The 26403-nt window shown below is 72.0% G+C and carries 24 protein-coding genes, 1 tRNA gene and 1 pseudogene; 12 read left to right on the top strand and 14 right to left on the bottom strand.

Annotation, left to right across the window (positions count from 1 at the left end; all coding sequences use genetic code 11):
- Positions 1 to 4: 4 nt before the first annotated feature.
- The 6 genes from ACWEV0_RS19220 to ACWEV0_RS19245 all read left to right on the top strand — a co-directional run bounded on the left by ACWEV0_RS19220 (position 5) and on the right by ACWEV0_RS19245 (position 7023).
- Positions 5 to 1750, top strand: coding sequence for an outer membrane protein assembly factor BamB family protein (locus ACWEV0_RS19220; RefSeq protein ID WP_453150496.1), 1746 nt, complete (start codon positions 5 to 7; stop codon positions 1748 to 1750).
- A gap of 160 nt (positions 1751 to 1910) precedes the next feature.
- Positions 1911 to 2597, top strand: coding sequence for a LuxR C-terminal-related transcriptional regulator (locus ACWEV0_RS19225; RefSeq protein WP_453150497.1), 687 nt, complete (start codon positions 1911 to 1913; stop codon positions 2595 to 2597).
- Between the two features lie 125 nt (positions 2598 to 2722).
- Positions 2723 to 3766: a galactose-1-phosphate uridylyltransferase gene (galT, locus tag ACWEV0_RS19230; protein WP_453150526.1), complete on the top strand. Its 1044-nt coding sequence runs from the start codon at positions 2723 to 2725 to the stop codon at positions 3764 to 3766.
- Positions 3763 to 4767: a UDP-glucose 4-epimerase GalE gene (gene galE, locus ACWEV0_RS19235; protein WP_453150498.1), complete on the top strand. Its 1005-nt coding sequence runs from the start codon at positions 3763 to 3765 to the stop codon at positions 4765 to 4767. The genes galT and galE overlap by 4 nt, the downstream gene beginning before the upstream one ends.
- Complete coding sequence (gene galK, locus ACWEV0_RS19240; RefSeq protein WP_453150499.1) at positions 4764 to 5912, top strand: galactokinase; 1149 nt, start codon at positions 4764 to 4766, stop codon at positions 5910 to 5912. The genes galE and galK overlap by 4 nt, the downstream gene beginning before the upstream one ends.
- A 385-nt stretch (positions 5913 to 6297) precedes the next feature.
- Positions 6298 to 7023 (top strand): response regulator, encoded by a 726-nt coding sequence (locus tag ACWEV0_RS19245; RefSeq protein WP_453150500.1) that lies wholly within the window; start codon positions 6298 to 6300, stop codon positions 7021 to 7023.
- Here the strand turns inward: ACWEV0_RS19245 and ACWEV0_RS19250 are convergent.
- On the bottom strand, positions 6982 to 7479 hold the full coding sequence (locus ACWEV0_RS19250) for a MarR family winged helix-turn-helix transcriptional regulator (RefSeq protein WP_403800570.1): 498 nt from the start codon (positions 7477 to 7479) through the stop codon (positions 6982 to 6984). The genes ACWEV0_RS19245 and ACWEV0_RS19250 overlap by 42 nt on opposite strands.
- A 163-nt stretch (positions 7480 to 7642) precedes the next feature.
- Between ACWEV0_RS19250 and ACWEV0_RS19255 the strand changes: the two genes are divergently transcribed.
- Positions 7643 to 8476: a trans-aconitate 2-methyltransferase gene (locus tag ACWEV0_RS19255; protein WP_453150501.1), complete on the top strand. Its 834-nt coding sequence runs from the start codon at positions 7643 to 7645 to the stop codon at positions 8474 to 8476.
- Positions 8476 to 8847, top strand: coding sequence for a VOC family protein (locus ACWEV0_RS19260; protein WP_453150502.1), 372 nt, complete (start codon positions 8476 to 8478; stop codon positions 8845 to 8847). The genes ACWEV0_RS19255 and ACWEV0_RS19260 overlap by 1 nt, the downstream gene beginning before the upstream one ends.
- Before the next feature lie 43 nt (positions 8848 to 8890).
- Here the strand turns inward: ACWEV0_RS19260 and ACWEV0_RS19265 are convergent, their stop codons facing one another.
- The gene (locus ACWEV0_RS19265) at positions 8891 to 9568 is read right to left on the bottom strand and encodes a TetR/AcrR family transcriptional regulator (RefSeq protein WP_453150527.1); all 678 of its coding nucleotides are present in this window, start codon (positions 9566 to 9568) and stop codon (positions 8891 to 8893) included.
- Positions 9568 to 10560 (bottom strand): acyl-CoA desaturase, encoded by a 993-nt coding sequence (locus ACWEV0_RS19270; RefSeq protein WP_453150503.1) that lies wholly within the window; start codon positions 10558 to 10560, stop codon positions 9568 to 9570. Before ACWEV0_RS19270 ends, ACWEV0_RS19265 begins: the two co-directional genes overlap by 1 nt.
- A 238-nt stretch (positions 10561 to 10798) precedes the next feature.
- Here ACWEV0_RS19270 and ppc point away from each other — a divergent pair, with 238 nt between their 5' ends.
- Positions 10799 to 13528, top strand: coding sequence for a phosphoenolpyruvate carboxylase (gene ppc, locus ACWEV0_RS19275; RefSeq protein WP_453150504.1), 2730 nt, complete (start codon positions 10799 to 10801; stop codon positions 13526 to 13528).
- 71 nt (positions 13529 to 13599) lie between these two features.
- Here ppc and ACWEV0_RS19280 read toward each other — a convergent pair whose 3' ends face one another.
- From ACWEV0_RS19280 to ACWEV0_RS19320, 9 genes are all read right to left on the bottom strand, one after another.
- Positions 13600 to 14322, bottom strand: coding sequence for an LPXTG cell wall anchor domain-containing protein (locus tag ACWEV0_RS19280; protein WP_453150506.1), 723 nt, complete (start codon positions 14320 to 14322; stop codon positions 13600 to 13602).
- Between the two features lie 178 nt (positions 14323 to 14500).
- On the bottom strand, positions 14501 to 14947 hold the full coding sequence (locus ACWEV0_RS19285; RefSeq protein ID WP_453150507.1) for a hypothetical protein: 447 nt from the start codon (positions 14945 to 14947) through the stop codon (positions 14501 to 14503).
- 46 nt (positions 14948 to 14993) lie between these two features.
- Positions 14994 to 15518 carry a DUF4232 domain-containing protein gene (locus ACWEV0_RS19290; RefSeq protein WP_453150509.1) on the bottom strand — a complete coding sequence of 175 codons (525 nt, stop codon included), beginning with the start codon at positions 15516 to 15518 and terminating at the stop codon, positions 14994 to 14996.
- A gap of 93 nt (positions 15519 to 15611) precedes the next feature.
- On the bottom strand, positions 15612 to 16208 hold the full coding sequence (pth, locus tag ACWEV0_RS19295) for an aminoacyl-tRNA hydrolase (protein WP_453150511.1): 597 nt from the start codon (positions 16206 to 16208) through the stop codon (positions 15612 to 15614).
- Positions 16209 to 16297: 89 nt separating this feature from the next.
- The gene (locus ACWEV0_RS19300; RefSeq protein WP_453150512.1) at positions 16298 to 16888 is read right to left on the bottom strand and encodes a 50S ribosomal protein L25/general stress protein Ctc; all 591 of its coding nucleotides are present in this window, start codon (positions 16886 to 16888) and stop codon (positions 16298 to 16300) included.
- Between the two features lie 314 nt (positions 16889 to 17202).
- Positions 17203 to 18177 carry a ribose-phosphate diphosphokinase gene (locus ACWEV0_RS19305; protein WP_365761115.1) on the bottom strand — a complete coding sequence of 325 codons (975 nt, stop codon included), beginning with the start codon at positions 18175 to 18177 and terminating at the stop codon, positions 17203 to 17205.
- A gap of 120 nt (positions 18178 to 18297) precedes the next feature.
- Entirely contained in the window at positions 18298 to 19746 is a 1449-nt protein-coding gene (glmU, locus tag ACWEV0_RS19310) for a bifunctional UDP-N-acetylglucosamine diphosphorylase/glucosamine-1-phosphate N-acetyltransferase GlmU (protein WP_453150514.1), read from the bottom strand.
- Between the two features lie 114 nt (positions 19747 to 19860).
- Positions 19861 to 19931, bottom strand: a tRNA-Gln gene (locus tag ACWEV0_RS19315).
- Between the two features lie 6 nt (positions 19932 to 19937).
- On the bottom strand, positions 19938 to 20810 hold the full coding sequence (locus tag ACWEV0_RS19320; protein ID WP_453150516.1) for a hypothetical protein: 873 nt from the start codon (positions 20808 to 20810) through the stop codon (positions 19938 to 19940).
- A gap of 153 nt (positions 20811 to 20963) precedes the next feature.
- On the opposite strand from ACWEV0_RS19320, the gene ACWEV0_RS19325 reads away from it, so the two are divergent.
- Positions 20964 to 22283, top strand: coding sequence for a sensor histidine kinase (locus ACWEV0_RS19325; RefSeq protein WP_453150517.1), 1320 nt, complete (start codon positions 20964 to 20966; stop codon positions 22281 to 22283).
- Between the two features lie 139 nt (positions 22284 to 22422).
- Here ACWEV0_RS19325 and ACWEV0_RS19330 read toward each other — a convergent pair whose 3' ends face one another.
- Positions 22423 to 22923, bottom strand: a complete 501-nt coding sequence (locus ACWEV0_RS19330; protein ID WP_453150519.1) for an SUKH-3 domain-containing protein — start codon at positions 22921 to 22923, stop codon at positions 22423 to 22425.
- A 9-nt stretch (positions 22924 to 22932) separates the two neighbouring features.
- Positions 22933 to 23448 carry a YwqJ-related putative deaminase gene (locus ACWEV0_RS19335; RefSeq protein ID WP_453150521.1) on the bottom strand — a complete coding sequence of 172 codons (516 nt, stop codon included), beginning with the start codon at positions 23446 to 23448 and terminating at the stop codon, positions 22933 to 22935.
- 288 nt (positions 23449 to 23736) lie between these two features.
- Between ACWEV0_RS19335 and ACWEV0_RS19340 the strand changes: the two genes are divergently transcribed.
- Together ACWEV0_RS19340 and ACWEV0_RS19345 are read left to right on the top strand one after the other, a co-directional pair.
- Complete coding sequence (locus ACWEV0_RS19340; protein ID WP_453150522.1) at positions 23737 to 24738, top strand: SMI1/KNR4 family protein; 1002 nt, start codon at positions 23737 to 23739, stop codon at positions 24736 to 24738.
- 10 nt (positions 24739 to 24748) lie between these two features.
- A pseudogene (locus ACWEV0_RS19345) lies at positions 24749 to 26403 on the top strand (SUKH-4 family immunity protein); the annotation flags it as partial.

Consider the following 26403-nt stretch of genomic DNA (forward strand, 5'->3'; position numbering starts at 1 on the left):
TGCCATGACGCAGCCGCCACCCCCGCCGAACCAGCCCCCGGGGCCTCCCCCGGGAGGCTTCGGTGCGCCGCAGGACCCGCCGCCGGGCGGGTTCGGCGCGCCGATGCCGCAGCAGCCGCCGCAGTACGGGTACCCGCAGCAGCCGCAGCAGCCGCAGCAGCCTCCGTACGGCTATCCGCAGCAGCCGCCGACCGTTCCGCAGCCCCAGGCGCCGCAGTACGGCTACCAGCAGCCGGCGTACCCGCAGGCTCCGCCCCCGCCCGTGCCCGGCGGCACCGGTGGCGGCAAGAAGCTGTCGGCGCAGATGCAGATCGTCATCGCGGCGGTCGTCGCGGTCGTGCTGCTCATCGGCGGCGGCCTCTGGTACGCCAACTCCGGCGGCGGCGAGAAGGGCGACGACGCCAAGGGCACGTCGGGCGCCGCGAGCGGCGGCAAGGACGGCGGGCAGGACGGCGGCGGTGTCGGCGGGGACGGCAAGGAGAAGGCCCCGGCCGACCCGAAGTCCAAGCTCACCCTCCAGGTGCCGGTGCCCGCGGTCCCGGACGTCACCGACGTCTCCGGCTCCTGGATCACCGACAAGGCGTACGTGAAGACGGGCGTCAACTCGGTCGTCGGCTACGACCTCGACAAGGGCACGGCCCTGTGGACCCTGCCGCTGACCGGCCAGGTCTGCGGCGCCTCGCGCCACATGACGGCCGACTTCAAGGTGCCGATCCTCTTCGAGGCCACCAAGCGGGTCGCGCCGCGCTACTACCAGCCGTGCACCGAGGTCGGCCTGGTCGACCTGACCACCGGCAAGCTGGTGTGGTCCACCTCGATCACCGGCGGCACCGCCGGCGACAAGAAGGCGACCTTCGCCGAGGTCACGCTGTCCGGCCAGACCGTCGCGGCCGGCGGCCTCGACGGCGGCGCCGCCTTCGACGTGGCCAACGGCAACCCGCGCTGGAAGCCGCAGGCCAACGCGAACGACTGCGAGGACCTCGGTTACGGCGGTGGCGAGGGCCTCGTCGCGGTGCGCAAGTGCGGCTCTTACGACGACCCGACGGTCACCGTGCAGAACCTCAACCCGATGACCGGCGCGCCGATCTCGCAGTTCAAGATGCCCACGGGCGTCGACTACGCGGCGATCGTCTCCACCAAGCCGCTGGTCGTCGCGGCCGACGTCAACGACGCGGCCGGGGACGGCAGCGGCATCTCCGACTTCTTCTCCATCGACGAGAAGACCGGCAAGCTCAAGGCCAAGATCACGGCGGACTCGGACCACTACGCCGGCCGCTGCCGCTCGACGCACGTCGAGGGCTGCACGATGCTGGCGGTCGGCAACAACCGGCTGTACGTGCCCACCGAGGAGCACGAGGGCAGCACCGGCGAGTACGGCGACGAGACCAACGAGATCATCGCCTTCGACCTGAACACCGGTCAGACGCTGCCCGCGAAGGCCGACGCGGGCGACAAGTACACGCTGATCCCGCTGCGCATGGACGGCGGCGACCTCATCGCGTACAAGGTCCCGCCGTACGACAAGGGCGGCCAGATCGTCTCCATCAACGGCGGCACGATGAAGTCCACCGTGCTGATGGAGAACCCGGCCGACAAGACGACCCGCGACGCGGAGACGAGCTTCAGCTCGACCGGCGCCGAGTACCTCTTCGGCAGCGGTCACTTCTTCATCGCCGACACGCTCGTCAGCAAGACCACGTCCGCGTACGGCAAGCAGTACCTGGCGCTCGGCTTCGCCACCGCCGGCTGATCGCCGACCGGTCGTCAACGCGACCGCACCGAGGGCCCCTCCGGGATGGAGGGGCCCTCGGTGTTTTTGCGCGATTGGGGCAAAGCGGGGCGGGGGAGTGTGTAGCTTGCCGGGGCAGGGCGGAGGCCGGGGGACGGCCTGGCCCGGGAGGGGGAGGACGATGGGGGTTCGGCTCATGGTGGTCGACGACCACCGACTGCACGCGGAGGCACTGGCCTCGGCGCTGAAGCTGCGCGGGCACCGGGTGCTCGCCGCGGCCGCGCCGGTGGCCGGGGCCGCGGAGCTGGTGGTGAGCCGGGCACCGGAGGTCTGCCTCCTCGGTACGTCGTCGCCCGCCGAGCCGGGCGTCTTCGACCCCGTCGTACGGATCAAGCGCGAGCGCCCGCAGATCGCCGTCGTCGTGCTCGGCCCGGTCCCCTCGCCGCGCGGCATCGCCGCCGCCTTCGCCGCCGGGGCGTCCGGCTACGTACGGCACGACGAGCGCATCGAGGGCGTCGAGCGCGCCCTGGTGAAGGCCCGGGCCGGCGAGGCGGCCGTGGCGCCGCAGCTCATCCAGGGCGCCTTCGCCGAGCTGCTCAACCCGGCCGCGCAGCCCGACGACGAGGGGCTCCGGCTGCTCCGGCTGCTCACCCCGCGCGAGGCGGAGGTCCTGGTCCGGGTCGCGGAGGGCGAGGACACCCGGGTGATCGCGGCGGGCATGGCGATCGCGCCCAGCACGGCCCGGACGCATGTGCAGCGGGTCCTGATGAAGCTGGGCGTGGGCTCGCGCCTGGAGGCGGCGGCGCTGGCGGCGCGGACGGGCCTGCTCGACCGGGTGCCCGGGCAGTTCTCGGGGCCGCGCTCGTAGCCCACGGGCGCGTATGGGTGGTCGTTCGGGGTTCGGTGTTGCGCAGCGATGTTTGTTTGTGCTTTTTTATGGGAGGTTCTGTTGGGTCGATCCCGTGAGGAAGCCCCACCGTGAGGAAGCCCGCCGTGAAGAAGACCGCCACTCGTCTCGCCGACGGGCGCGAGCTCATCTACTTCGATGCGCACGACGTCGGCGCCGCCTCCCGCGACGCCGTCGACCGCCGGCCTCTCGAACCCGTCGTCTCCGCGTCCGGGATCCGCTACGACCCGCTGCTCGACGAGTACGTCGCCATCGCCTCCCACCGGCAGGGCCGCATCTACCACCCGCCGGCCGACAGCTGCCCGCTCTGCCCCTCCACCGAGCGGTGGCAGAGCGAGATCCCGGCCGCGGAGTACGAGGTCGCCGTCTTCGAGAACCGCTTCCCCTCGCTGTCGGGCGAGCACGGGCGCTGCGAGGTCGTCTGCTTCACCTCCGACCACACCGCGTCCTTCGCCGACCTGACCGAGGAGCGCGCCGCCCTCGTCCTCGCCGCCTGGACCGACCGCACCGCCGAGCTCTCCGCCCGGCCGGGCGTCCAGCAGGTCTACTGCTTCGAGAACCGCGGCGCCGAGATCGGCGTCACCCTCGCCCACCCCCACGGGCAGATCTACGCCTTCCCGTTCACCGCGCCCCGCACCGCCACCATGCTCCGCAACGCCGTCGCGCACCGCGCCCACACCCGGCGCAACCTCTTCGACGACCTCGTCGAGCGCGAGCGGAGGGACGAGCGGGTCGTGCTCGCCGGCGAGCACTGGACCGCCTTCGTGCCGTACGCCGCCCGCTGGCCGTACGAGGTCCACCTCTACCCGCACCGCCGGGTGGCCGACCTCACCGCGCTCGACGACGCCGCCCGCGCCGAGTTCCCCCGGCTCTACCTGGAGCTGCTGCGGCGCTTCGACCGCCTCTTCGGCGCGGACGCCCCGCCCACCCCGTACATCGCCGCCTGGCACCAGGCGCCGGCCACCGAGGACCGTGACGAGTTCGCGCTGCACCTGGAGCTTTTCACCGTCCGCCGGGCCTCTGGCAAGCTGAAGTACCTCGCGGGCACCGAATCCGGCATGGGCGCGTTCATGAACGACGTCTCGCCGGAGTCCGCGGCCGACAGACTCCGAGAGGTGGCAAGCAGTTGAGCAAGGCAGTGACGTCCAAGGCGGCGGCATCCAAATACCTGGTGACGGGCGGGGCCGGCTATGTGGGCAGCACGGTCGCCGCCCACCTCCTGGAGGCGGGGCACGAGGTCACCGTCCTCGACGACCTCTCCACCGGCTTCCGCGCGGGCGTCCCCGCCGGTGCCGCCTTCATCGAGGGCCGCATCCAGGACGCCGCCAAGTGGCTGGACTCCTCCTACGACGGCGTCCTGCACTTCGCCGCCTTCTCCCAGGTCGGCGAGTCCGTCGCCAAGCCCGAGAAGTACTGGGACAACAACGTCGCCGGCACGATGGCGCTCATCGCCGCGATGCGCGAGGCCGGCGTCCGCCGCCTCGTCTTCTCGTCCACCGCCGCCACCTACGGCGAGCCCGAGACCGTCCCGATCACCGAGTCCGCGCCCACCGCGCCGACCAATCCCTACGGCGCCACCAAGCTCGCCGTCGACCACATGATCACGGGCGAGTGCGCCGCCCACGGCCTCGCCGCCGTCTCGCTGCGCTACTTCAACGTCGCCGGCGCCTACAAGGAGTGCGGCGAGCGCCACGACCCCGAGTCCCACCTGATCCCGCTGGTGCTCCAGGTGGCGCTCGGCCAGCGGGACGCGATCAACGTCTACGGCGACGACTACCCGACCCCCGACGGCACCTGCGTCCGCGACTACATCCACGTCGCCGACCTCGCCGAGGCCCACCTGCGCGCCCTCGACGCCATGACCGCGGGCGAGCACCTCGTCTGCAACCTCGGCAACGGCAACGGCTTCTCCGTCCGCGAGGTCATCGAGACCGTCCGCAAGGTCACCGGCCACCCCGTCCCCGAGGTCATGGCGGAGCGCCGCGCCGGCGACCCCGCCGTCCTCGTCGCCTCCGCCGACGCCGCCCGCGAGCGGCTCGGCTGGACGCCGTCCCGGCCCGACCTGGCCGACATCGTCTCGGACGCCTGGGCCTTCGCCCGGAAGAAGGAAGAGGAGAAGCAGCGAGGATGAGTGGTGTCGCGGCGGAGTTCGCCGAGCTCTACGGGCGCGCTCCCGACGGGGTCTGGGCCGCTCCCGGGCGGGTCAACCTGATCGGCGAGTACACCGACTTCAACGAGGGCTTCGTGCTCCCGCTGGCTCTGCCGCACACCGCCGTGGCCGCGGTGTCCCGTCGCGACGACGGGATCCTGCGGCTGCACTCCCGCGACATCGACGGCGGCGTCGTCGAGCTCGCCGCGGACGCCCTGAAGCCCGGGGGCGTCGAGGGCTGGGCCGCGTACCCCGCCGGCGTGGTCTGGGCGCTGCGCGACGCCGGGCACCCGGTGGGCGGCGCCGACGTGCACCTGGCGTCCACCGTGCCGACGGGCGCCGGGCTCTCCTCCTCGGCCGCCCTGGAGGTCGTCACGGCGCTCGCCCTGAACGACCTGTACGGGCTCGGTCTCGACCGGCCGCGGCTCGCCCTGCTCGCCCAGCGCGCCGAGAACGCCTTCGTCGGCGTGCCGTGCGGCGTCATGGACCAGATGGCCGCCGCGTGCGCCGAGGAGGGGCACGCCCTGTTCCTCGACACCCGCGACCTGTCGTACCGTCAGGTGCCCTTCGACCTGGCCTCCGTCGGACTGCGTCTGCTCGTCGTCGACACCCGCGTGAAGCACGCGCTCGGGGACGGCGCGTACGCGGAGCGGCGCGCCGGGTGCGAAGCCGGTGCGCGGGCGCTCGGCGTGCACGCGCTGCGCGAGGTGAGTGCCGCGCAACTGCCCGACGCGCTCGGGCGTTTGAGCGACGAAACGGTTCGCCGCTATGTCCGGCACGTCGTTTCGGACAACGACCGGGTGGAGCGGACCATCGCGCTGCTCGACGCCGGGGACGACGTGCGGGCGGTGGGCGCGCTGCTCGTCGAGGGGCACGCGTCCCTGCGCGACGATCTGCGGGTCTCCTGCCCCGAGCTGGACCTCGCGGTCTCGGCGGCGGTCGGGGCGGGGGCGCTGGGGGCGCGGATGACGGGGGGCGGGTTCGGGGGGTCCGCCGTGGTGCTGGTCGAGGCCGGTGAGGCCGATTCCGTCGCCGATGCGGTGCGGGGTGCGTTCCGTGAGGCCGGCTACGGCGAGCCCGGCGTCTTCGCCGCCGTGCCGTCGGCGGGCGCGCGGCGGCTGGTGTGACGCCGGGGCCGCTCCGGTGACCGCGTTCGGAACTGCATGATTTACGGCGCGGATCTCGTCCGTCGGCCAGTGAGCCTCCTTGTTTCCGCGCCACAAATCACGCCTTACGTCCCGAACGCGGTCCCCTGCACGGCTCCCGCTCCCGTTCGGTTCACGCCTGCAGGTCGTGGGCATCTGCGTTTTCCCCACCCCGGCGGCCGGCTGCTTGTACTTTGGTCGCAGCACCGGTGGGGGCCGGTGCTGATTTCAGGGGTATCGAGACCCGCCGGGTACGGCGCCCGGGGCGGGGTAACTGTCATTCCACGGCGGCGGCCGTGCGAGCGGCGGTTCCTGCCTCCGGCGCCGTGCCCGCGCCGGGCCGTTCCTCGATCAGTTGGGGGTGTCCGTGGCCCGTATCCGGGTTCTGGTGGTGGACGACCATCGTGTCTTCGCCGAGTCGCTGGCCGCTGCCCTGGCCGCTGAGCCCGATGTCGAGGTCGCGGCGGCGGGGAGCGGGCCCGCCGCACTGCGCTGCCTGGACCGGGCCGCGGGCGAGGGGCGAAGGTTCGACGTCGTGCTGCTCGACGGTGATCTGGGGGACGGCGACGGCGTTCCCCTGGTGGCCGAGCTGCGGGAGGGGCGGCCGCAGCTGCGTGTCGTGGTGGTCGCCGAGAAGGACGACGCCCACCGGGCCGCGCTCGCCCTCCAGGCCGGGGCCTGGGGCTGGGTCGCCAAGGACTGCTCGCTGCAGCGGCTCCTCGCGGTGGTGCGAGGGGTGCTGCGGGACGAGACGCATCTGCCGCCGGCGCTGCTCACGGGCGTGCTGCGGGAGCTCACCGAGGCGCGGCGGCACCGTACGGAGAGCGAGGCTCTCGTCGAGTCGCTGACGCCCAGGGAGCGCGAGGTGCTGCGCTGCATGGTGGCGGGGCTGGGCAGGAAGGCCGTGGCGGAGCGGCTCTTCCTGAGTCCGCACACGGTGCGGACCCATATGCAGAACGTGCTGGGGAAGCTCGGGGTCCACTCGACCCTGGCCGCCGTGGCGCTGGCGCGGCGGGCCGGGGTGGGGCCGGTGGACGCCCCCGGACCGGCCCTAGCCGGGGATGTTGTCGAACGGGGCGGTCAACTGGCGTAGCAGACCGGCCAGTTCGCCGCGCTGCGTGCGGGAGAGCCGGGACAGGATGGCCCGCTCCTGCGCGAGGAGTCCGGCCAGTGCCTGGTCGGCGCGGTCGCGGCCCTCGGGCGTGAGCCGGACGAGCACGCCGCGCCGGTCGCTGGGGTCGGGCAGCCGCTCGACCAGGCCCTTCTTGGTGAGCCGGTCGATCCGGTTGGTCATGGTGCCCGAGGTGACCAGGGTCTGCGTGAGCAGCTGGCCGGGGGAGAGCTGGTAGGGCGCGCCGGCCCGGCGCAGGGACGTCAGGACGTCGAACTCCCACGGCTCCAGCTGGTGCTCGGAGAAGGCGAGCCGGCGGGCGCGGTCGAGGTGCCGGGCCAGGCGTGAGACACGGCTGAGCACCTCGAGCGGTTCCACGTCGAGGTCCGGGCGCTCGCGGCGCCATGCAGCGACCAGTCGGTCGACCTCGTCCTCCATGACGATCAGTGTAGAGGGTCTGTTGACGTAAAGTCTCTTGGCGTGAAGATGTTCGGCATTGAGAATCTTGATGTCAAGATATAGTCTTCTTGACTATGGGGAAGGGACCGGGCCGGAACTCCGTTCCGCTTCGGCAACTCGTTCCAGCAAGGGGGCTTCGAACATGCATTCCGTGGACTCCGCCGCACCCACGTGGGACCCACAGCAGTACCTGCGTCACTCGGAACACCGCACCCGGCCGTTCCTCGACCTGCTCGCGCGAATACCGCAGCTGCCGACGCAGGGCCGGCCCGCCCGCATCGCCGACCTCGGCTGCGGTCCCGGCAACGTCACCGTCCTGCTCGCCGACCGCTGGCCCGACGCCCACATCACCGGATTCGACCTCTCGCCCGAGATGCTGGAGCGGGCCGAGAAGGACTGGGCCGGGACCACCAAGGGCGGCGGCTGGCTCGACTTCCGGCCGGCCGACGCCGCCCACTGGACGCCCGACGACGCCTATGACCTGATCGTCTCCAACGCCGCCCTCCAGTGGGTGCCCAACCACCCCGAGTCCTTCGCCCCCTGGATCGACGGACTCAGGCCCGGAGGCACGTTCGCCTTCCAGGTCCCCGGCAACTTCACCTCGCCCAGCCACGCCCTGCTCGGCGAGCTGTGCGCCTCGCCCGAGTGGCGCGACCGCGTCGGCGACCAGGGCCGGCGCTTCGTCCACATCCTCGACCCCGCCGAGTACCTGCAGCGGCTCACCGACCTCGGCTGCGAGACGGACGTCTGGGAGACCACGTACCACCAGCTGCTCCAGGGCGAGGATCCGGTCCTCGACTGGGTGAAGGGCACCGCCCTGCGGCCCGTGCTCACCGCGCTCAGGGACGACCGGGCGGCCACCGAGGCCTTCCTCGCCCAGTACCGCGAGCGGCTGCGCGAGTACTACCCCGCGGGCCCGCACGGCACCGTGTTCCCGTTCCGCCGCATCTTCGCCGTCGCCAGGAAGGCCGCCTGATGTTAGTAGCCGTCGACCACGTCCAGCTCGCCGCGCCCGTCGGCAGCGAACCACTGCTGCGCTCCTACTACGGCGGCGTACTGGGCATGACCGAGATACCCAAGCCGCCCGTGCTCGCCGCCAGAGGCGGCTGCTGGTTCGCCGCCGGAGCCGTGCAGCTCCACGTGGGGGTGGAGCCGGACTTCAGACCGGCCCGGAAGGCCCACCCCGGGCTGCGGGTGCGGGGGATCGAGGCGTTCGCCGACCGCGTGGCGCGGGCCGGGGGCGCCGTCGTCTGGGACCACGACCTGCCGGGGCACCGGCGCTTCTACTCACAGGATCCCGTCGGCAACCGGCTGGAGTTCCTGGAGCCCGTGGAGCCGATGGATTGACACGGCCGGGGGCGGGGCGCCGTGCGGCGCCCCGCCGCCGGCCTCAGCTCTTGCGGTGCCCTATCAGGCGCGGCTTCTGCTCCAGACCGTCCAGGCCGTGCCAGGCGAGGTTCACCAGATGCGCGGCGACCTCCGCCTTCTTCGGCTTGCGGACGTCCAGCCACCACTGCCCGGTCAGCGCCACGCTGCCCACCAGCGCCTGCGCGTAGAGCGGCGCCAGCTTCGGGTCGAAGCCCCGGGCCTTGAACTCCAGACCCAGGATGTCCTCCACCTGCGTGGCGATGTCGCTGATCAGCGACGCGAACGTGCCCGTCGACTGGGCGACCGGCGAGTCCCGGACCAGGATCCGGAAGCCGTCCGTATAACGCTCGATGTAGTCGAGGAGCGCGAAGGCCGCCTGCTCCAGGAGCTCGCGCGGATGGCCCGCGGTCAGCGCGCCCGTCACCATGTCGAGCAGCTGGCGCATCTCCCGGTCGACGACGACCGCGTACAGGCCCTCCTTGCCGCCGAAGTGCTCGTACACCACCGGCTTGGACACCCCGGCCTTCGCCGCGATCTCCTCCACGGACGTGCCCTCGAAGCCCTTCTCCGCGAAGAGCGTGCGACCGATGTCGAGGAGCTGTTCGCGGCGCTCCGCGCCCGTCATCCTCACCCGGCGGCCACGCCGGGGCTTCTGCTCGCTCGTGCTGCTGGAACTGCCGTCGATCGCCACGCCTTCCATCATGCCGCGTCGGCGGACGCATTCCGGCGCCGGGCGTCGATCCGCTCCTTGGCCGGCCAGCGCACGTCCGACGCCCAGCCCAGCTGCTCGAACCAGCGGATCAGGCGGGCGCTTGAGTCGACCTGGCCGCGCAGCACCCCGTGCCGGGCCGAGGTCGGGTCCGCGTGGTGCAGGTTGTGCCAGGACTCGCCGCAGGACAGCACGGCCAGCCACCAGACGTTGCCGGAGCGGTCACGCGACTTGAAGGGGCGCTTGCCGACCGCGTGACAGATCGAGTTGATCGACCACGTCACGTGGTGGAGGAGCGCCACACGCACCAGCGAGCCCCAGAAGAAGGCCGTGAACGCGCCCCACCAGGACATCGTCACCAGCCCGCCCACCAGCGGCGGGATCGCGAGGGAGAGGATCGTCCACACGACGAACTGGCGGGAGATCGCCCGGATCGCCGGATCCTTGATCAGATCGGGCGCGTACTTGTGCTGCGGCGTCTGCTCCTCGTCGAACATCCAGCCGATGTGCGCCCACCACAGCCCCTTCATCAGGGCGGGCACCGTCTCGCCGAACCGCCACGGAGAGTGCGGATCACCCTCGGCGTCCGAGAACCTGTGGTGCTTGCGGTGGTCCGCCACCCAGCGCACCAGCGGACCTTCGACCGCCAGCGACCCCATGACGGCGAGCGCGATCCGCAGCGGGCGCTTCGCCTTGAACGAGCCGTGCGTGAAGTAGCGGTGGAAGCCGATCGTGATCCCGTGGCAGCCGATGTAGTACATCGCCGTCATCAGCCCCAGATCCAGCCAGCTCACCCCCCAGCCCCAGGCCAGCGGCACCGCCGCGACCAGGGCCAGGAAGGGCACCGTGATGAACAGCAGCAGCGTGATCTGCTCGATCGAACGCTTGTTGTCCCCGCCGAGGGTGGCGGAGGGCAAGGCCTGAGCGGAGTCGAGTACCTCGGATCGCGAGGTCTCCGAGGTCACCTCGGGGCTTGTGGTCATGGGTGTCCCCTGTGGGGTGAGGGTGAGGGTGCGCAACAGAAATGGAGCCTGTGGCTACGCTTCCGTAACCTACGGCGACGTAAGTATGGCAGCGCCTCGGCTCCCGGCAAGAGCGCCAAAGCCGGGGCGTGGCCCGCGCCGCGAACCCGGACACCTATCCTGTGTGCGTCGGACAGCGCGGTCCGCAAGCCTCCAGTACCCCTCCAGACGTGCTCAAACACTGCAAGGAGCCGCACCTGTGAGCAGTGCCGACCAGACCTCCAACGCCAGCGCCGAGCTGCGCTCCGACATCCGCCGACTGGGCGATCTCCTCGGCGAGACGCTCGTCCGCCAGGAGGGCCCCGAGCTCCTCGAGCTCGTCGAGAAGGTCCGTCGCCTCACCCGCGAGGACGGCGAGGCCGCGGCCGAGCTGCTGCGCGGCGTCGAGCTGGACACCGCCGCCCGGCTCGTACGCGCGTTCTCCACGTACTTCCATCTCGCGAACGTCACCGAGCAGGTCCACCGCGGCCGCGAGCTGCGCGAGAAGCGCGCCGCCGAGGGCGGCCTGCTCGCCCGCACCGCCGACATGCTCAAGGACGGCGACCCGGCCCACGTACGCGAGACGATCAAGAACCTCAACGTACGGCCCGTCTTCACCGCCCACCCGACCGAGGCCGCCCGGCGCTCCGTCCTCAACAAGCTCCGCCGGATCGCCGCCCTCCTGGAGACCCCGGTCATCGAGGCCGACAGGCGCCGCCACGACCTGCGGCTCGCCGAGAACATCGACCTGATCTGGCAGACCGACGAGCTCCGGGTCGTCCGGCCCGAGCCCGCCGACGAGGCCCGCAACGCCATCTACTACCTCGACGAGCTGCACGCCAACGCCGTCGGCGACGTCCTCGAGGACCTCGCCGCCGAGCTGGAGCGCGTCGGCTACGAGCTGCCCGCCGGCACCCGCCCGCTCACCTTCGGCACCTGGATCGGCGGCGACCGCGACGGCAACCCCAACGTCACCCCGCAGGTCACCTGGGACGTCCTGATCCTCCAGCACGAGCACGGCATCACCGACGCCCTCGAACTCGTCGACTTCCTCCGCGGGCTCCTCTCCAACTCCATCCGCTACGCCGGAGCGACCGAGGAACTCCTCGACTCGCTGAACACCGACCTGGAGCGGCTGCCCGAGATCAGCCCCCGCTACAAGCGCCTCAACGCCGAGGAGCCCTACCGGCTCAAGGTCACCTGCATCCGCCAGAAGCTCCTCAACACCCGCGAGCGCCTCGCGGCCGGCACCCCCCACCAGGAAGGCCGCGACTACCTCGGCACCGCCGAGCTGCTCCGCGACCTCACCCTCGTCCAGACCTCGCTGCGCGCCCACCGCGGCGGCCTCTTCGCCGACGGCCGGATGGACCGCGTCATCCGCACCCTGGCCGCCTTCGGCCTCCAGCTCGCCACCATGGACGTCCGCGAGCACGCCGACGCCCACCACCACGCCCTCGGCCAGCTCTTCGACCGGCTCGGCGAGGAGTCCTGGCGGTACGCCGACATGCCGCGCGAATACCGGCAGAAGCTGCTCGCCAAGGAACTCCGCTCGCGCCGCCCGCTCGCCCCGACCCCGGCACCGCTCGACGCCGCCGGCCAGAAGACCCTCGGCGTCTTCCACACCATCAAGGAAGCCTTCGAGCGCTTCGGCCCCGAGGTCATCGAGTCCTACATCATCTCGATGTGCCAGGGCGCCGACGACGTCTTCGCCGCCACCGTCCTCGCCCGCGAGGCCGGCCTCATCGACCTGCACGCCGGCTGGGCCAAGATCGGCATCGTGCCGCTCCTGGAGACCACCGACGAGCTCAGGGCCGCCGACGTCATCCTCAACGACATGCTCGCCGACCCCTCCTACCGGCGCCTCGTCTCCCTGCGCGGCGACGTCCAGGAGGTCATGCTCGGCTACTCCGACTCCTCCAAGTTCGGCGGCATCACCACCAGCCAGTGGGAGATCCACCGCGCGCAGCGGCGCCTGCGCGACGTCGCCCACCGCCACGGCGTACGCCTGCGCCTCTTCCACGGCCGCGGCGGCACCGTCGGCCGCGGCGGCGGCCCCTCGCACGACGCCATCCTCGCCCAGCCCTGGGGCACCCTGGAGGGCGAGATCAAGGTGACCGAGCAGGGCGAGGTCATCTCCGACAAGTACCTCATCCCGTCGCTCGCCCGGGAGAACCTCGAACTGACGGTCGCCGCCACCCTCCAGGCGTCCGCCCTGCACACCGCGCCCCGCCAGTCCGACGAGGCCCTGGCCCGCTGGGACGCGGCCATGGACACCGTCTCCGACGCCGCCCACTCCGCGTACCGGCGCCTCGTCGAGGACCCCGACCTGCCCGCGTACTTCTTCGCCTCCACCCCGGTCGACCAGCTCGCCGACCTGCACCTCGGCTCCCGGCCTTCGAGGAGGCCCGACTCCGGCGCCGGACTCGACGGACTCCGCGCCATCCCCTGGGTGTTCGGCTGGACCCAGTCCCGCCAGATCGTCCCCGGCTGGTTCGGCGTCGGCTCCGGCCTCAAGGCGCTGCGCGAGGCCGGCCTCGACGCCGTCCTCGGCGAGATGTACGAGCGGTGGGGCTTCTTCCGCAACTTCCTCTCCAACGTCGAGATGACGCTGGCCAAGACGGACCTGCGGATCGCCGGCCACTACGTCGACACGCTGGTGCCCGACGAACTCAAGCACGTCTTCGACACCATCCAGGCCGAGCACGAACTCACCGTCGCCGAGGTCCTCAAGGTCACCGGCGGCGAGCGACTGCTCGACTCCAACCCGGTCCTCCAGCAGACCTTCGCCATCCGCGACGCCTACCTGGACCCGATCTCCTACCTCCAGGTCGCCCTGCTGGCCCGCCAGCGCTCCGCCGCCGACCGCGGCGAGGAGCCCGACCCGCTGCTCGCGCGGGCGCTGCTGCTCACCGTGAACGGCGTGGCGGCCGGCCTGCGCAACACCGGCTGACCGCCCGTACGACATGACGGTGCCCCCACGGGAACTCCCGTGGGGGCACCGTCATGTGCTCACGCGTGACGTCAGTGCTGCTGCGCCTTGCGGCGACGCGTCACCAGGAACGCACCGGCGGCCGCGAGGGCCACGGCGACACCGGCGAGGATGCCGACGGGGGCGCTGGAACCGGTCTCGGCCAGGTCACCCTTGCCGCCGTTGTCGCCGCCGTTCGAACCGCCGTTGGTGGTGCCGGCCGGCGTGGTGGCCGAGGCGGAGGGCGACTCGGAGGAGCCCGGGGCCGTGGTGCTCGGCGTGCCGGAGGGCGTGCCGGTGCTCGGGGTACCGGACGGCGTGCCCGAGGGAGTGCCGGACGGGGTGCCCGAGGGGGTGCCCGACGGGGTGCCGGACGGCGTGCCGGACGGGGTGCCCGACGGCGTCGGGGTGCTCGTCGCGGGGCAGGTGTGCGAGAGGTTGAACCAGCCCTGCTTGACCTCGCCCGTGACCTCGGCGACGGCCGAGGTGAGCTTGGCGCCCGGCTCGGAGGCCACGTAGGCGTGCTTGTCGCTCGGCGGACCGAAGTCGGTGATGACGATCGGCGCACCGTTGTCGAAGGTCACCGTCAGCTTGGTGAAGTCCACACCGTTGCCGGGGATGACGAAGTGCCAGCCGTCCTTGTCGGCAGGAATCGTCGGGCAGTCTCCGTCGTGGCTCGCATCCGCGGCGCTGATCGGAGTCTTCTGGTGCAGCGGAATCGTCACCGGGTTGCCGGACGCGAGGGCACTCGGCGCCAGAATCAGAGAGCCCGCCATGGCCGCGACAAGCGCGCCGGCGGGTATGAGGGTTCGTCGCATATGGCTGCTGTCCATCTGATGAGAGATGAGGAATGCCGTGGGAGGTGGCGAGGGGCAGCCTATCCGTCACCTCAAGTCGCCCTTACCCAAGGGGCGATAACGATTCGGCGGAATCACGCCACCACGTCCGAAACCCTCAGAGCGCGAAGAACGCGGCCAGCAGCACCGCCGCCCCCACCCCCGCGAACCACCACGCCGTCCGCACCATCCGTATCCCGCCACCGACCAGCGGCGCCGCCAGCAGCAGCGCCCCGCCCAGCGGCAGCCACGCGTGCAGCCCGCCGCCCCAGCCCGCACGGACCGCCTCGTCCGTACCCGGCTTCACCACCACCGCCAGCGTCTCGCCCTTCTCCGCCGCCACCGAATGCGCGATGGACAGCGCGCGGTGCTTCGACGCGGCCGGATCGTCCGGCACGTAACGCCCACTGCACGTCTGCTCGTTGCAGCCCGTCACCGTCAACGTGCCGTGCTCGCGCCCCTTGGACAGCAGGACGTGCTGCGCCGTGTTCCACGACGACCACGCCCCCGCGACGACGAGGAACAGGACGACGAGGGCCACGGCTGCGTTACGGACATGCGTCATGACCCGCGATCGTACAGTCGTACCGCGAACCCGCCAGGCGCGGCGCCTACCGCGGCTGGGCCGGGCCGATCAGGATGTCGTCCCCGCAGATCTGGGCCGGCAGACGACGGCCCTTCGCGTCGGTCAGCTCCGTCGACGTGCCGTAGTCCCCCCGCGCCGGACGGGGCGGCGTCACGTACAGCGACGGGTCGAGGAAGCCGTCCATGAAGCAGTACCCCTGACTGGGGTACGGGTCGTAGAACAGCGGGAAGTCGGCCGTACCGCCCGGCTCCAGGACCACCCGGTCCGGCGCGCCCTTCCCCGGCCTCGGCTTCGCCGTCGTGCCCTGCGCCTTCCCGACGTGCGCGTCGAGCTCCGGATACCCGTCCAGGGCGCAGGGATCCGCACCCCTGTTCGTGGCGCTGAGCACGGCGGACGGCGCGTCCCGCCCGTTGCCCGACGTACGGGTCGTCTTCCAGCGCAGGTCCGCCGTCCCGCAGTTCGCCGCGCTCTCCCGGCCGCCGTCGCACCCTACCGCCCCCGTCAGCAGCGCCAGGCCCAGGACCACGACCGCGACCGTCCTCCGTGCCATCGAAACCGTCCCCCCAACAGGCTCTCCACCCTTACGGACAGGAGGATGCGGCAACTCCCGGGGAGGTTCCGGCCACGGACCGCCCGACGGGCCCTACGCGTTGTACGCGGACTGCGCCCGCTCCAGGCCCTCCGTCACCAGGCACTCCACCGCGTCCGCCGCCCGGTCCACGAAGTAGTCCAGCTCCTTGCGCTCGGTCGACGAGAAGTCCTTCAGGACGAAGTCCGCCACCTGCATCCGGCCCGGCGGCCGGCCGATCCCGAACCGCAGCCGGTGGTAGTCCGCACCCATCGCCTTCGTCATCGACTTCAGCCCGTTGTGGCCGTTGTCGCCACCGCCGATCTTCAGACGCAGCACCCCGTAGTCGATGTCCAGCTCGTCGTGGATCGCCACGATGTGCGCCGTCGGCACCTTGTAGAAGTCACGCAGCGCCGTCACCGGACCGCCCGAGAGGTTCATGTACGACATCGGCTTGGCCAGCACCACCCGCCGGTTCGCCGGCCCGGGCGGCCCCATCCGGCCCTCCACCGCCTGCGCCTGCGCCTTCTGCGCCCGCTTGAACCTGCCGCCGATCCGCTCGGCCAGCAGGTCCACCACCATGAAGCCCACGTTGTGCCGGTTGCCCGCGTACTCCGGGCCCGGGTTGCCGAGGCCGACGATCAGCCAGGGGGCGTTCGCGTCGTCCGTCATCTGCGTCTCGTCTCCTCGTGAATGCGAAAAAGAGACGGGGTGACGGGCCGTGGCCCGTCACCCCGTCTACGTCAGGCAGAGCCTACGGCTCAGGCCTCGGCGCCCTCGGCGGCCTCGCCCTCGGCGGCCGGCTCCTCGGCCTGCGCGGCCAGGACCTGCAGGACGACGGCGTCGGCCTCGGTCACCAGGGTGACACCCTTCGGCAGAACCAGGTCCTGCGCCAGGACGGAGGCACCGGCCTCCAGGCCCTCGACGGAGACCGTGACGGCCTCGGGCAGGTGGGTGGCCTCGGCCTCGACCGAGACGGTGTTCAGGACGTGCTCGAGCAGGTTGCCACCGGCGGCCAGCTCGCCCTCGGCGACGACCGGAACCTCGACGGTGACCTTCTCGCCACGCTTGACCAGGAGCAGGTCGACGTGCTCCAGGAAGCCCTTCAGCGGGTCGCGCTGGGCGGCCTTCGGGATGGCCAGCTCGGTGCCCTTGCCCTCGATGTCCAGGGACAGCAGGACGTTCGGGGTGCGGAGCGCCATGACGGTGTCGTGGGTCGGCAGGGCCAGGTGGACCGGGTCCGTGCCGTGGCCGTAGAGAACGGCCGGAACCTGGGCGGCGCGACGGAGCTGGCGGGCGGCGCCCTTGCCGAACTCGGTGCGGACGGACGCGGTGAGCTTCACCTCGGACATGTGCACTCCTCGTGTGGTGCGGTGACGGATGCGACTGTCACCCGGCCCGACTGGCGTGGGCCTGCTACGAAGAGCGCGTCGATAACGGACCGCCGGGATCTGTACAGATCCGGCCTCCCTCGCCGAGCAACCACGACAGTCTAGCGGCGCACCGCTCCGGCGCCCAAATGGATCACCCCGGGCACATCCCGGGACCACTCGGGAGCCCGACGGAGCACGCGAAGGACCCGCCTGCTCCGTACGAGGTACGGAACAGACGGGCCCTTCAGCAGGAACTACCGGATCAGCCGGATCAGCCGGATCTGCCGGAAGCCTCAGTGCTCCTCGAACAGGCTCGTCACCGAACCGTCCTCGAACACCTCACGCACCGCACGCGCGATCGTCGGCGCGATCGACAGCACCGTGATCTTGTCCAGCTCCAGCGAGCTCGGGTCCGGCAGCGTGTCCGTGAACACGAACTCGCTGACCTTGGAGTTCTTCAGGCGGTCCGCCGCCGGGCCGGACAGGATGCCGTGCGTGGCCGTCACGATGACGTCCTCGGCACCGTGCGCGAACAGCGCGTCCGCGGCCGCGCAGATCGTGCCCGCGGTGTCGACCATGTCGTCCACCAGGACACACACACGGCCCTTCACGTCACCGACGACCTCGTGGACGGTCACCTGGTTGGCGACGTCCTTGTCACGGCGCTTGTGGACGATCGCCAGCGGCGCGTCCAGACGGTCGCACCAGCGGTCCGCCACGCGCACGCGGCCGGCGTCCGGGGAGACGATCGTCAGCTTCTCGCGGTCGACCTTGGCACCCACGTAGTCCGCGAGGACCGGCAGGGCGGACAGGTGGTCCACCGGGCCGTCGAAGAAGCCCTGGATCTGGTCCGTGTGCAGGTCCACGGTCAGAATCCGGTCCGCACCCGCCGTCTTCAGCAGATCGGCGACCAGACGGGCCGAGATCGGCTCACGACCACGGTGCTTCTTGTCCTGACGGGCGTAGCCGTAGGACGGAATGATCACGGTGATGCTCCGGGCCGAGGCCCGCTTCAGAGCATCGATCATGATCAGCTGCTCCATGATCCACTTGTTGATCGGAGCCGTGTGGCTCTGGATCAGGAAGCAGTCCGCGCCACGCGCCGACTCCTGGAAGCGGACGTAGATCTCACCATTGGCGAAGTCGAAAGCCTTGGTCGGCACGATGCCGACGCCCAGCTGGTGCGCGACCTCCTCGGCCAGCTCGGGGTGGGCGCGGCCGGAGAAGAGCATCAGCTTCTTCTCGCCGGTCGTCTTGATCCCGGTCACAGCACTGTCTCCTCGACGGTTATCTGGCAGCGATTCCCCGCGCTCCCGTGCGCGTGTGCGAGCCAGCCGAATTTGTGTGCACGTATCACGGTACGCCGAGTTCGGCGTACTCGTTTCCGGTCAGCTTTCGCCGACGGACATCTCGGATGCGGCCTGCGCGGCCTGCGCGGCGGCGCTGCCGGGCCGCTTGCGGGCCACCCAACCCTCGATATTCCGCTGCTGGCCACGGGCGACGGCCAGCGAACCGGGCGGCACATCCTTCGTGATCACGGAGCCGGCGGCGGTGTACGCGCCGTCCCCGATCGTGATGGGTGCCACAAACATGTTGTCCGAACCGGTCCGGCAGTGGGAGCCGATCGTGGTGTGGTGCTTCGCCTCGCCGTCGTAGTTGACGAAGACGCTCGCCGCACCGATGTTCGTGTACTCGCCGATCGTCGCGTCACCGACGTACGACAGATGGGGGACCTTCGTGCCCTCGCCGATCGTCGCGTTCTTCATCTCGACGTACGTACCCGCCTTCGACTTCGCGCCCAGGTCCGTCCCCGGACGCAGGTACGCGAACGGGCCGACGCTCGCCCCCGCGCCGACGCGCGCCGAGTCCGCCACCGTGTTGTCCACCCGGGCGCCCTTGTCGACCGTGGTGTCCTTCAGACGCGAGTTCGGGCCCACGACCGCGTCCTCCGCGATGTGCGTGGCGCCCAGCAGGATCGTGTTCGGCAGAACGGTCGCGTCCGCCTCGAAGGTCACCGTCACGTCGACGAACGTCGACGCCGGGTCCACCACCGTCACACCCGCGAGCATCGCGCGCTCCAGCAGGCGCCGGTTCAGGAGGGTACGGGCCTCGGCCAGCTGCACCCGGTTGTTGATCCCCAGGATCTCCCGGTGATCCCCGGCGACGGAGGCACCCACCCGGTGCCCGGCCTCACGAAGGATGGACAGCACGTCCGTCAGGTACTCCTCACCCTGACTGTTGTCCGTCCGCACCTTGCCGAGCGCGTCCGCCAGCAGCTGCCCGTCGAACGCGAACACCCCGGAGTTGATCTCCTTGATCGCCCGCTGCTCGTCGGAGGCGTCCTTGTGCTCCACGATCTCGGTCACGGCACCCGTCGCCGGGTCCCGCACGATCCGGCCGTAGCCGGTGGAGTCCGGCACCTCGGCGGTCAGCACGGTGACGGCGTTGCCGTCCGCCGCGTGCGTCGCCGCCAGCGCCTTCAGCGTCTCCCCGGACAGCAGCGGCGTGTCGCCGCACACCACGACCACGGTCCCCTCGGGCGCCCGCCCCAGCTCCCCGAGCGCGGTCCGCACCGCGTGCCCGGTCCCGTTCTGCTGCTCCTGCACGGCGGTCCGCGTCCCGGCGTACTGCGCGTCGAGATGTGCGGTCACCTGCTCCCGCGCATGCCCCACGACCACGACCAGGTCCTCGGGCTCCAGCTCACGCGCGGCGGCCACGACATGCCCGACGAGCGACCGCCCGGCGATCTCGTGCAGCACCTTGGGGGTCTTGGACTTCATGCGGGTGCCCTCACCCGCAGCGAGGACGACGACGGCGGCCGGGCGGTTGGCGCTCACGGGAATGCCCTTCGGCTTCGGGTGGTGGACTTCCGAAGGATACCGGGGGGTACTGGGCGGGGTATGAGGAAGGGCCCCGACCTGGGAGGTCGGGACCCGAACCGAGCATGTGTGCTCCCGGGGGAGGACTCGAACCCCCATGATCAGAACCAAAATCTGACGTCTTGCCCTTAGACGACCCGGGATGGGCGTTATGTCCGATTTCCTCGGACCGCCGCGGAGGCAGCCCCTACTATGCCGCACCAGGCCCCCTCGATGCGACGGTACAGGTCGGCGCTTCCACGAACCCTGACGACCAGGCAGCCTCGATAGTCGTCTTCGACGTTCTTCCGCGCGGTCTTGGGGTTGTGGCGCTTGAGCGTCGTCTTCCCGAATCCGTCAGGGGCGGCGCCGGTGATCTCGGCCCAGTAGCGCTCGGCGGCGGAGACATCCGCGCTCTCGTGGATCATGACGTGGTACGTGTGTCGCTCCCGGTCGACGCCCAGCAGGTCGAGCCAGGCGAGGAAGGTCCCGATCATCCCGGGGTCGCTGTTGACGAACGTGACCCGTTCCCGGCGCGCGTACGACTTGTCCTTCGTTCCCTCGGCCCAGTACAGGGCCACTCCGATCAGGAAGAGCTCGCGCTCCGAGAGCTCGCCCACCGCGGTCGCGGCGGCCTCCTTTGCCCGCCGCCGCTCTTCGTCCCGGACGCGCAGCGTCGCCTCCCAGCCCTTGCGGGCGATCGCCGACGCCTCCTCGCGGGTGCGCTTGCGCTCCGGCTTGGGGAGGTCCCGTACCCACAACGAGATCGAGCTCTTCGAGCAGCCCAGCTCGACCTGGATCTGGTCGTACGTCTTGCCTTCCAGGCGTAGCTCGCGGGCGCGCGCCCGGAGGTCGTCCTTGGCGTTGGGCCGGCGGGTCCAGTCCGGTGGGGGCTCGCCTTCGAGGAGCCGGTTGAGGAGGTCGTTGTTGTCGACGTGGATGCGGTCGCGGATCTGGCGGCGGCTGAGACCCTCGCGGCGTAAGGCGATCGCCTGCTCGCGCAGGGACTCGAAGGCCGCGTACTTGCTCGTGCTGGATGTCATGCGGACACCGTCGTCCGGAATGCGGACGTCCGGGTCGAAAACCCGGTCGATTCATGCGTTCGAGGGACGGGCGTGCGTGCGCGTTGACGGGCGCCACCCCGCGGCCGGTCAGAGGCGGGAAAATCGGTGGCTCGCGCCCGTAGGGTGGGTGGCATGACCGCAACGGGGGCAGACCAGGACGTTCCGCGGAGCTGGTGGTGGTGGGGGAGACGGCGCAGTGTGGTGCTCGACGTCGGGCTGGCGGTGGTGTCCGCGCTGGAGTGCGGGCTCGAAGGGGTCGGGTTCGCGCAGCAGGCGTCGTTGCCGGTGCCCGTGGGGGTGCTGTTCGGGCTGATGGTCGGGTCGGTGCTGCTGGTGCGGCGCCGGTGGCCGATCACCGTCGTGCTCGTCTCGATCGCGACCACGCCCGCCGAGATGGGCTATCTGATGGGGATCGTCGGCCTGTACTCGCTGGCCGCCTCCGACGTGCCCCGTCGCTTCACCGCGGCCCTCGCCGGGATGTCGACCGTCGCCGTCTACGTCGTGACCGTGGTGCGGATGCGCGCGGAGGTGGCGCAGGCCGACGCCGGGACGCCCGACTTCGATCCGAGCGGCTGGTACGTGCCGGTCGTGTCGCTCTTCATGACCCTCGGGCTGAACGCCCCGCCGTTGCTGTTCGGTCTCTACATAGGTGCGCGGCGCCGGCTCATGGAGTCGCTTCGGGAGCGTGCGGACAGTCTGGAGCAGGAGCTGTCGCTGCTCGCGGACCGGGCGGAGCAGCGGGCGCAGTGGGCGCGGCAGGAGGAGCGGACGCGGATCGCGCGGGAGATGCACGACGTGGTGGCGCACCGGGTGTCGTTGATGGTGGTGCACGCGGCGGCGTTGCAGGCGGTGGCGTTGAAGGATCCGCAGAAGGCGGTGCGGAACGCGGCGCTGGTCGGGGACATGGGCCGGCAGGCGTTGACGGAGTTGCGGGAGATGTTGGGGGTGCTGCGCGAGGAGGCGCCGGTGGGTGCGGCGGCCCCTGTCGCGGCGCCGCTCGCGGCCGTGGGCCGGGCCGCTGCCGCGGCGGCGGAGGCGGCCGCGCAGGACGGCGGGCCCTGTCTGGACGCGTTGCCGGATCTGGTCGAGCAGTCGCGGCTGGCCGGAGCGGTCGTGGACTTCGTGGTGATGGGCGAGGCTCGCGCGTATGGCGCGGACGTCGAGCAGACGGCGTACCGCGTGGTCCAGGAGGCCCTGACGAACGTCCACAAGCACGCGGCCGGCGCCGAGGTCGTCGTGCGTCTCGCGCATCGCGGGGCGGAGGTCGCCATGCAGGTGGAGAACGGCCCGTCGGACGCCGCCGCGGCCGACGCCCACCTGCCGAGCGGCGGCAACGGTCTGCTGGGCATGCGGGAGCGGGTGACGGCGCTCGGCGGCGTCTTCGTGTCGGGCCCGACGGACGCGGGCGGGTTCCGGGTGAGCGCGGTGCTGCCGGTGGCGGCCTCCGCGTAGGTCTTACGGCTCCGGCGCCGCCGGTGGCGGGCCGCGCCTAAGGCTCTACGGCCTCGGCGTGGCGCCCCGGTGGCGGGCCCCCGCGTGAGGCCCTACCGCCTCGGCGCCGTGCGGCCGGTCGCGAAACCTGCCCGGTGGCCTACGGCCCCGCCACCAGCCGCGTCGGCTGCGTTCCTGTGATCAGTGTGCCGAGGGCCGTGTCGACGTCCGCGCCGAGGTACCAGTCCCCGGTGTGGTCGATGCTGTAGACGCGCCCTTCGGCGTCCATGGCGAGCACGCCGCGCTGTTCGCTGCCCTCGACCTCCTCGCCCAGCGGTGCCAGCTCGGTGTCGAGCGCGCGGCCGAGGTCGCCGAGGGTGCGGGCCAGGTGGAGGCCGGCGAGCGGGTCGACGCGTACGGTCGCCGGGGCTATCTGGCGGCCGTGGCCGGGGGCGGTGATCCGCAGGCCGCCGAACTCCGCCCACGCCTCGACGATGGCCGGGAAGACGGCGTGCCGGTGTCCGCCGGGGGAGACGTGGGCGCGCAGGGCGTCGGCCCACTCCTCGGCGAGCTTGATGTCCCAGCGGCCGGGCTGCCAGCCGGCCTCGCGGAGGGCGGCGTCGACGTTGACCGGGAAACGGGTGGTGCTGTGGTCGGTCATGGGCGTGGGTCAGCTGTTCTCGGTGTGCTTGGTGTTTTCGGCAGGGGTGGTCGGGTCGACCGTGAGCACGCCGAAGTGGTCGAGCATCGCCGTGCAGGACCGGCACGGCGCGGCGTAGCTGCCGTGCAGCGGGTCGCCGTCCTCGCGGATGCGGCGGGCGGTGAGCTTGGCGTGCTTGAGCGAGCGGCGGGCCTCGCCGTGGGTGAGCGGCTTGCGCTGGGCGCGCTTGGAGCGGGCGTTGTCGGTGGCGGTGAGGTGCCGGGAGAGCAGGATCGCCTCGGGACATCGTCCGGTGAAGCGTTCGCGCTGGCCGCTGGTGAGGGTGTCGAGGAAGTCCTGCACCAGCGGGTGGAGCGCGGGCGCCAGGTCGCCGCGGGCCGCGGTGCAGGTGAGGGTCTCGCCGCGGACGGAGAGGGCGGCGCCGACGGTGGGCAGGATGCCGTCGCGGCGGTGTCGCAGTAAGGGAGCGCGGCGGGTGTCGGCGCGGCTTCCCCAGCTGAGGCGTGGGTCACCCTGAGTGGGCATTGGTGCCTGTGTTGCGCTTGCGTGCATGGTGCTGTTCTTCCCCTCCTGCAATCCCCCGAGTTGCGGGAACAGCCTGCCAAACGCCGTGCCCGATGGGGAAGCTGGGGCGCGGAAACGTGCAATCGGCGTGTCGGAACCATGGCGGTTCTGTCATGCCGTCGTGACAGTTGGTCACCGTCCGTGCGGTGGCCGCGGTGGTCCGGGTCGTGCCCTTGTGGCACCGCATAGGCTGTGCGGACCAGCCAGCAAAGCCACAGGGCAGCAGCAGCCACTCAGGGGGCAACCGCCATGACGACAGGTCGGCTCGGCCAGGACACCGCGCCGCCGAACGCGGCGTACGCCGGGCAGCTCGTGCACTTCCCGGATCCGGTCCGGGCCTCCCGTCATCCCCGAGGGGTACGGGTGGACGAGCGCGGCTACCCGGACTTCTCTCCGTACGCGCGGGCGGCGGCGGAGATCGCCGATCCGCCGGAGGGTTTCGGCGTCGACGAACTGCGCCTGACGGACTACGTGTCGGCGAACGCGGCGCTCGCCGCGACCGGCCACGAGCTGTGGGACACGATCCCGGCGGTCGCCACGCCGCACGGCTGGACGTGGCACCACGTGGTGGGGACGCGCCGCCTCGAACTGGTCCCGGTCGAGGTGAAGGCCCTGCTGCGCCATCACGGCGGCATCGCGACGGCGGCGGGCGTCGACCAGGCGAAGCGCGGTACCCGGCCGCTGCAGGAGACCCGCCCCGCGCACTTCGGTCTGCCGAAGCGGGTCGTGTCGGTGTCGGAGCAGCAGGTCCAGGGCGTCGAGGAGGACCTCGGCTACCGCCTGCCCGGCGCGTACCGCTCCTTCCTCAAGGCGGCGGGCGGCTGCGCGCCGGTCGGTACGGCGCTCGACGCCGAGCTGGGTCTCCTCGTGGACCAGCCGTTCTTCACGGTGCGCGAGGAGGCGGGGATCAACGACCTCGTCTACGTCAACAAGTGTCTGCGCGACCATCTCACCAAGGACTATCTGGGTGTGGCCTTCGTGCAGGGCGGGATTCTCGCGGTGAAGGTGCGGGGCGAGGCGGTCGGCTCCGTCTGGTTCCTTCCGTACGACGACGCGCGCGACGCGGGTGCGGTGGCGGCCGGCTGGACGGTGAACGAGCGTGTCGAGCGTCTGCTGCTGCCCTGTGGTGCGGACTTCGACGCGTTCCTGCAGCGTCTCGCGGGAAATCCGCCGGAGTTGGAGACGGTGGCGAACCTGATGGTGGACGGCGGCTTCGCGCGCGCCGTGCCCGTTGTCCCGGTGGGGGAGTGAACTGGCTGTGGTGACCTTCGCGCAGGCGCAGGAGCGCGCCGAGGAATGGATCAACGGCGATGTGCCGGCGTATCTGCACCGTGAGGTGCGGGTACGCGAGTTCGGGCTCGGCTTCGTCGTCTGGGCCGAGGACCGCGAGGAGACGCGGACGCCGGACGGCGACCGGCTCCGTCTGGTCATCGCCCGCGACAGCGGTGAGGCCACGCTGTGGCCGGGGCTGCCGGTGGGTGAGGTCATCCGCCGTTACGAGGAGGAGTACGGCGCGGCCGCCGAGCCCGCCGCCTCGATTCCGGCCCAGGCCGCGCCCCGTATCGACCTCAACCAGACGTCCTTCCTGCTGAGCCCTCCGGAGTGGCTCCAGGAGGCCGCGGACAAGATCGGCCTCCCGCCGGTGGCGTCGAACGCGTCGCAGGCGACGGGGGAGACGACGGGCGCGGATGCGTCGACGGGGCTGAGTGCGGGCGCCGGTGCGGGTGCCTTGGCCAGTGCGGGTGCGGATGCCGGTGCCGGTGCCGGTGCCGGTGTCGGTTCCGCTGGGGGTGCGGGCGCGAGTGCCGGTGTCTCTGGTGCGGCGGGTGTGCCCGTGGGCGCCGAGGCCGGTGCGCAGGGCGCCTCGGCGGATGCGTCGGCGGGGTCCGGTTCGGCCGGGGGCGCGGGTGCGCCTGCCGCTGGTGAGTCGTCCCTCGGGTCCGGCGCGGCCGGTTCCGACGGGGCTTCCGCCGGCTCTGTCGGCACGCCGGTCGACGGTGTGCCGTCCGCGTCTGCCGGCGGGGCTTCCGTACCGCCGTTCGCCGTCCCGGCGGCCGACTCGGGTTCCGGCTCTGCGGGTACGCCGGCCGACGGCGTGCCGTCGGGCGCGCCCTTGGAAGCTGCTCCCGCGGACGCGGTGCCGTCCGCGTCCGCCGGTGCGGAGGGATCGGGGGCTCCGGCCCCGGCCGACCCGTTCGCCGTTTCCGCGTCCGCCGGGGCGGCCGGATCCGGGGCTTCCGCCCCGGGTGGCGCCCCCGTGCCGGGCGTCGAGCCCGTGAACGGCTCCTCCGGGGCCGGGGCCGGGGTCTCCGGTCCGGAGGCCACTCCGCTCGCCGCCGCGCCGGATGCGGCCGCGCCGAAGGGGAGTTCCGGCCCGGCCGGCGACGAGGCGCCTGCCTCGCCGTTCGCCGCTCCGGCGGACGCCTCCGCGCCGACCGCCGTGCTCGGCGCCGTGCCCGCGCCTGCGCCTGAGTCCGCGCCGTCAGCTGCTCCTGCGCCCGCGTCGGCCACGCCCGCTCCGGCCCCGTGGGCCGACGCGGCGGCCGGCTCCGGCGGGGCGCCCGAAGCGTCCCCGTCCCCGTCCCCGTCCGCAGCCGCGCCCGCGTCCGCCGCTCCCGCCCCGAGCCCCTGGGCCGATGCCAATGCCAGTTCCGGCGGGGCGGACGGCGCCGTGCCGTTGCCGGCGACCGTGTTCGCGCCGCCGTTGTCGGGGGCGGACGACGAGGACACGCCGCCGCCGGCGGTGGGGGCGGATGCGCCGACCGCGTTGATGAAGGGCGGGAGTGCGCTGCCGGCGACCGCGATCGCGCCGCGGATGAACCCGGACGGGACGTTCGGACAGGGCGCGCCCTCGACGCCGCCCGCGCCCTCCGCGCCGCCCGCGCCGCCCGCGCCCTCCTCCGGGCCGACGCCGCC

Source organism: Streptomyces sp. NPDC003943, assembly GCF_053605265.1.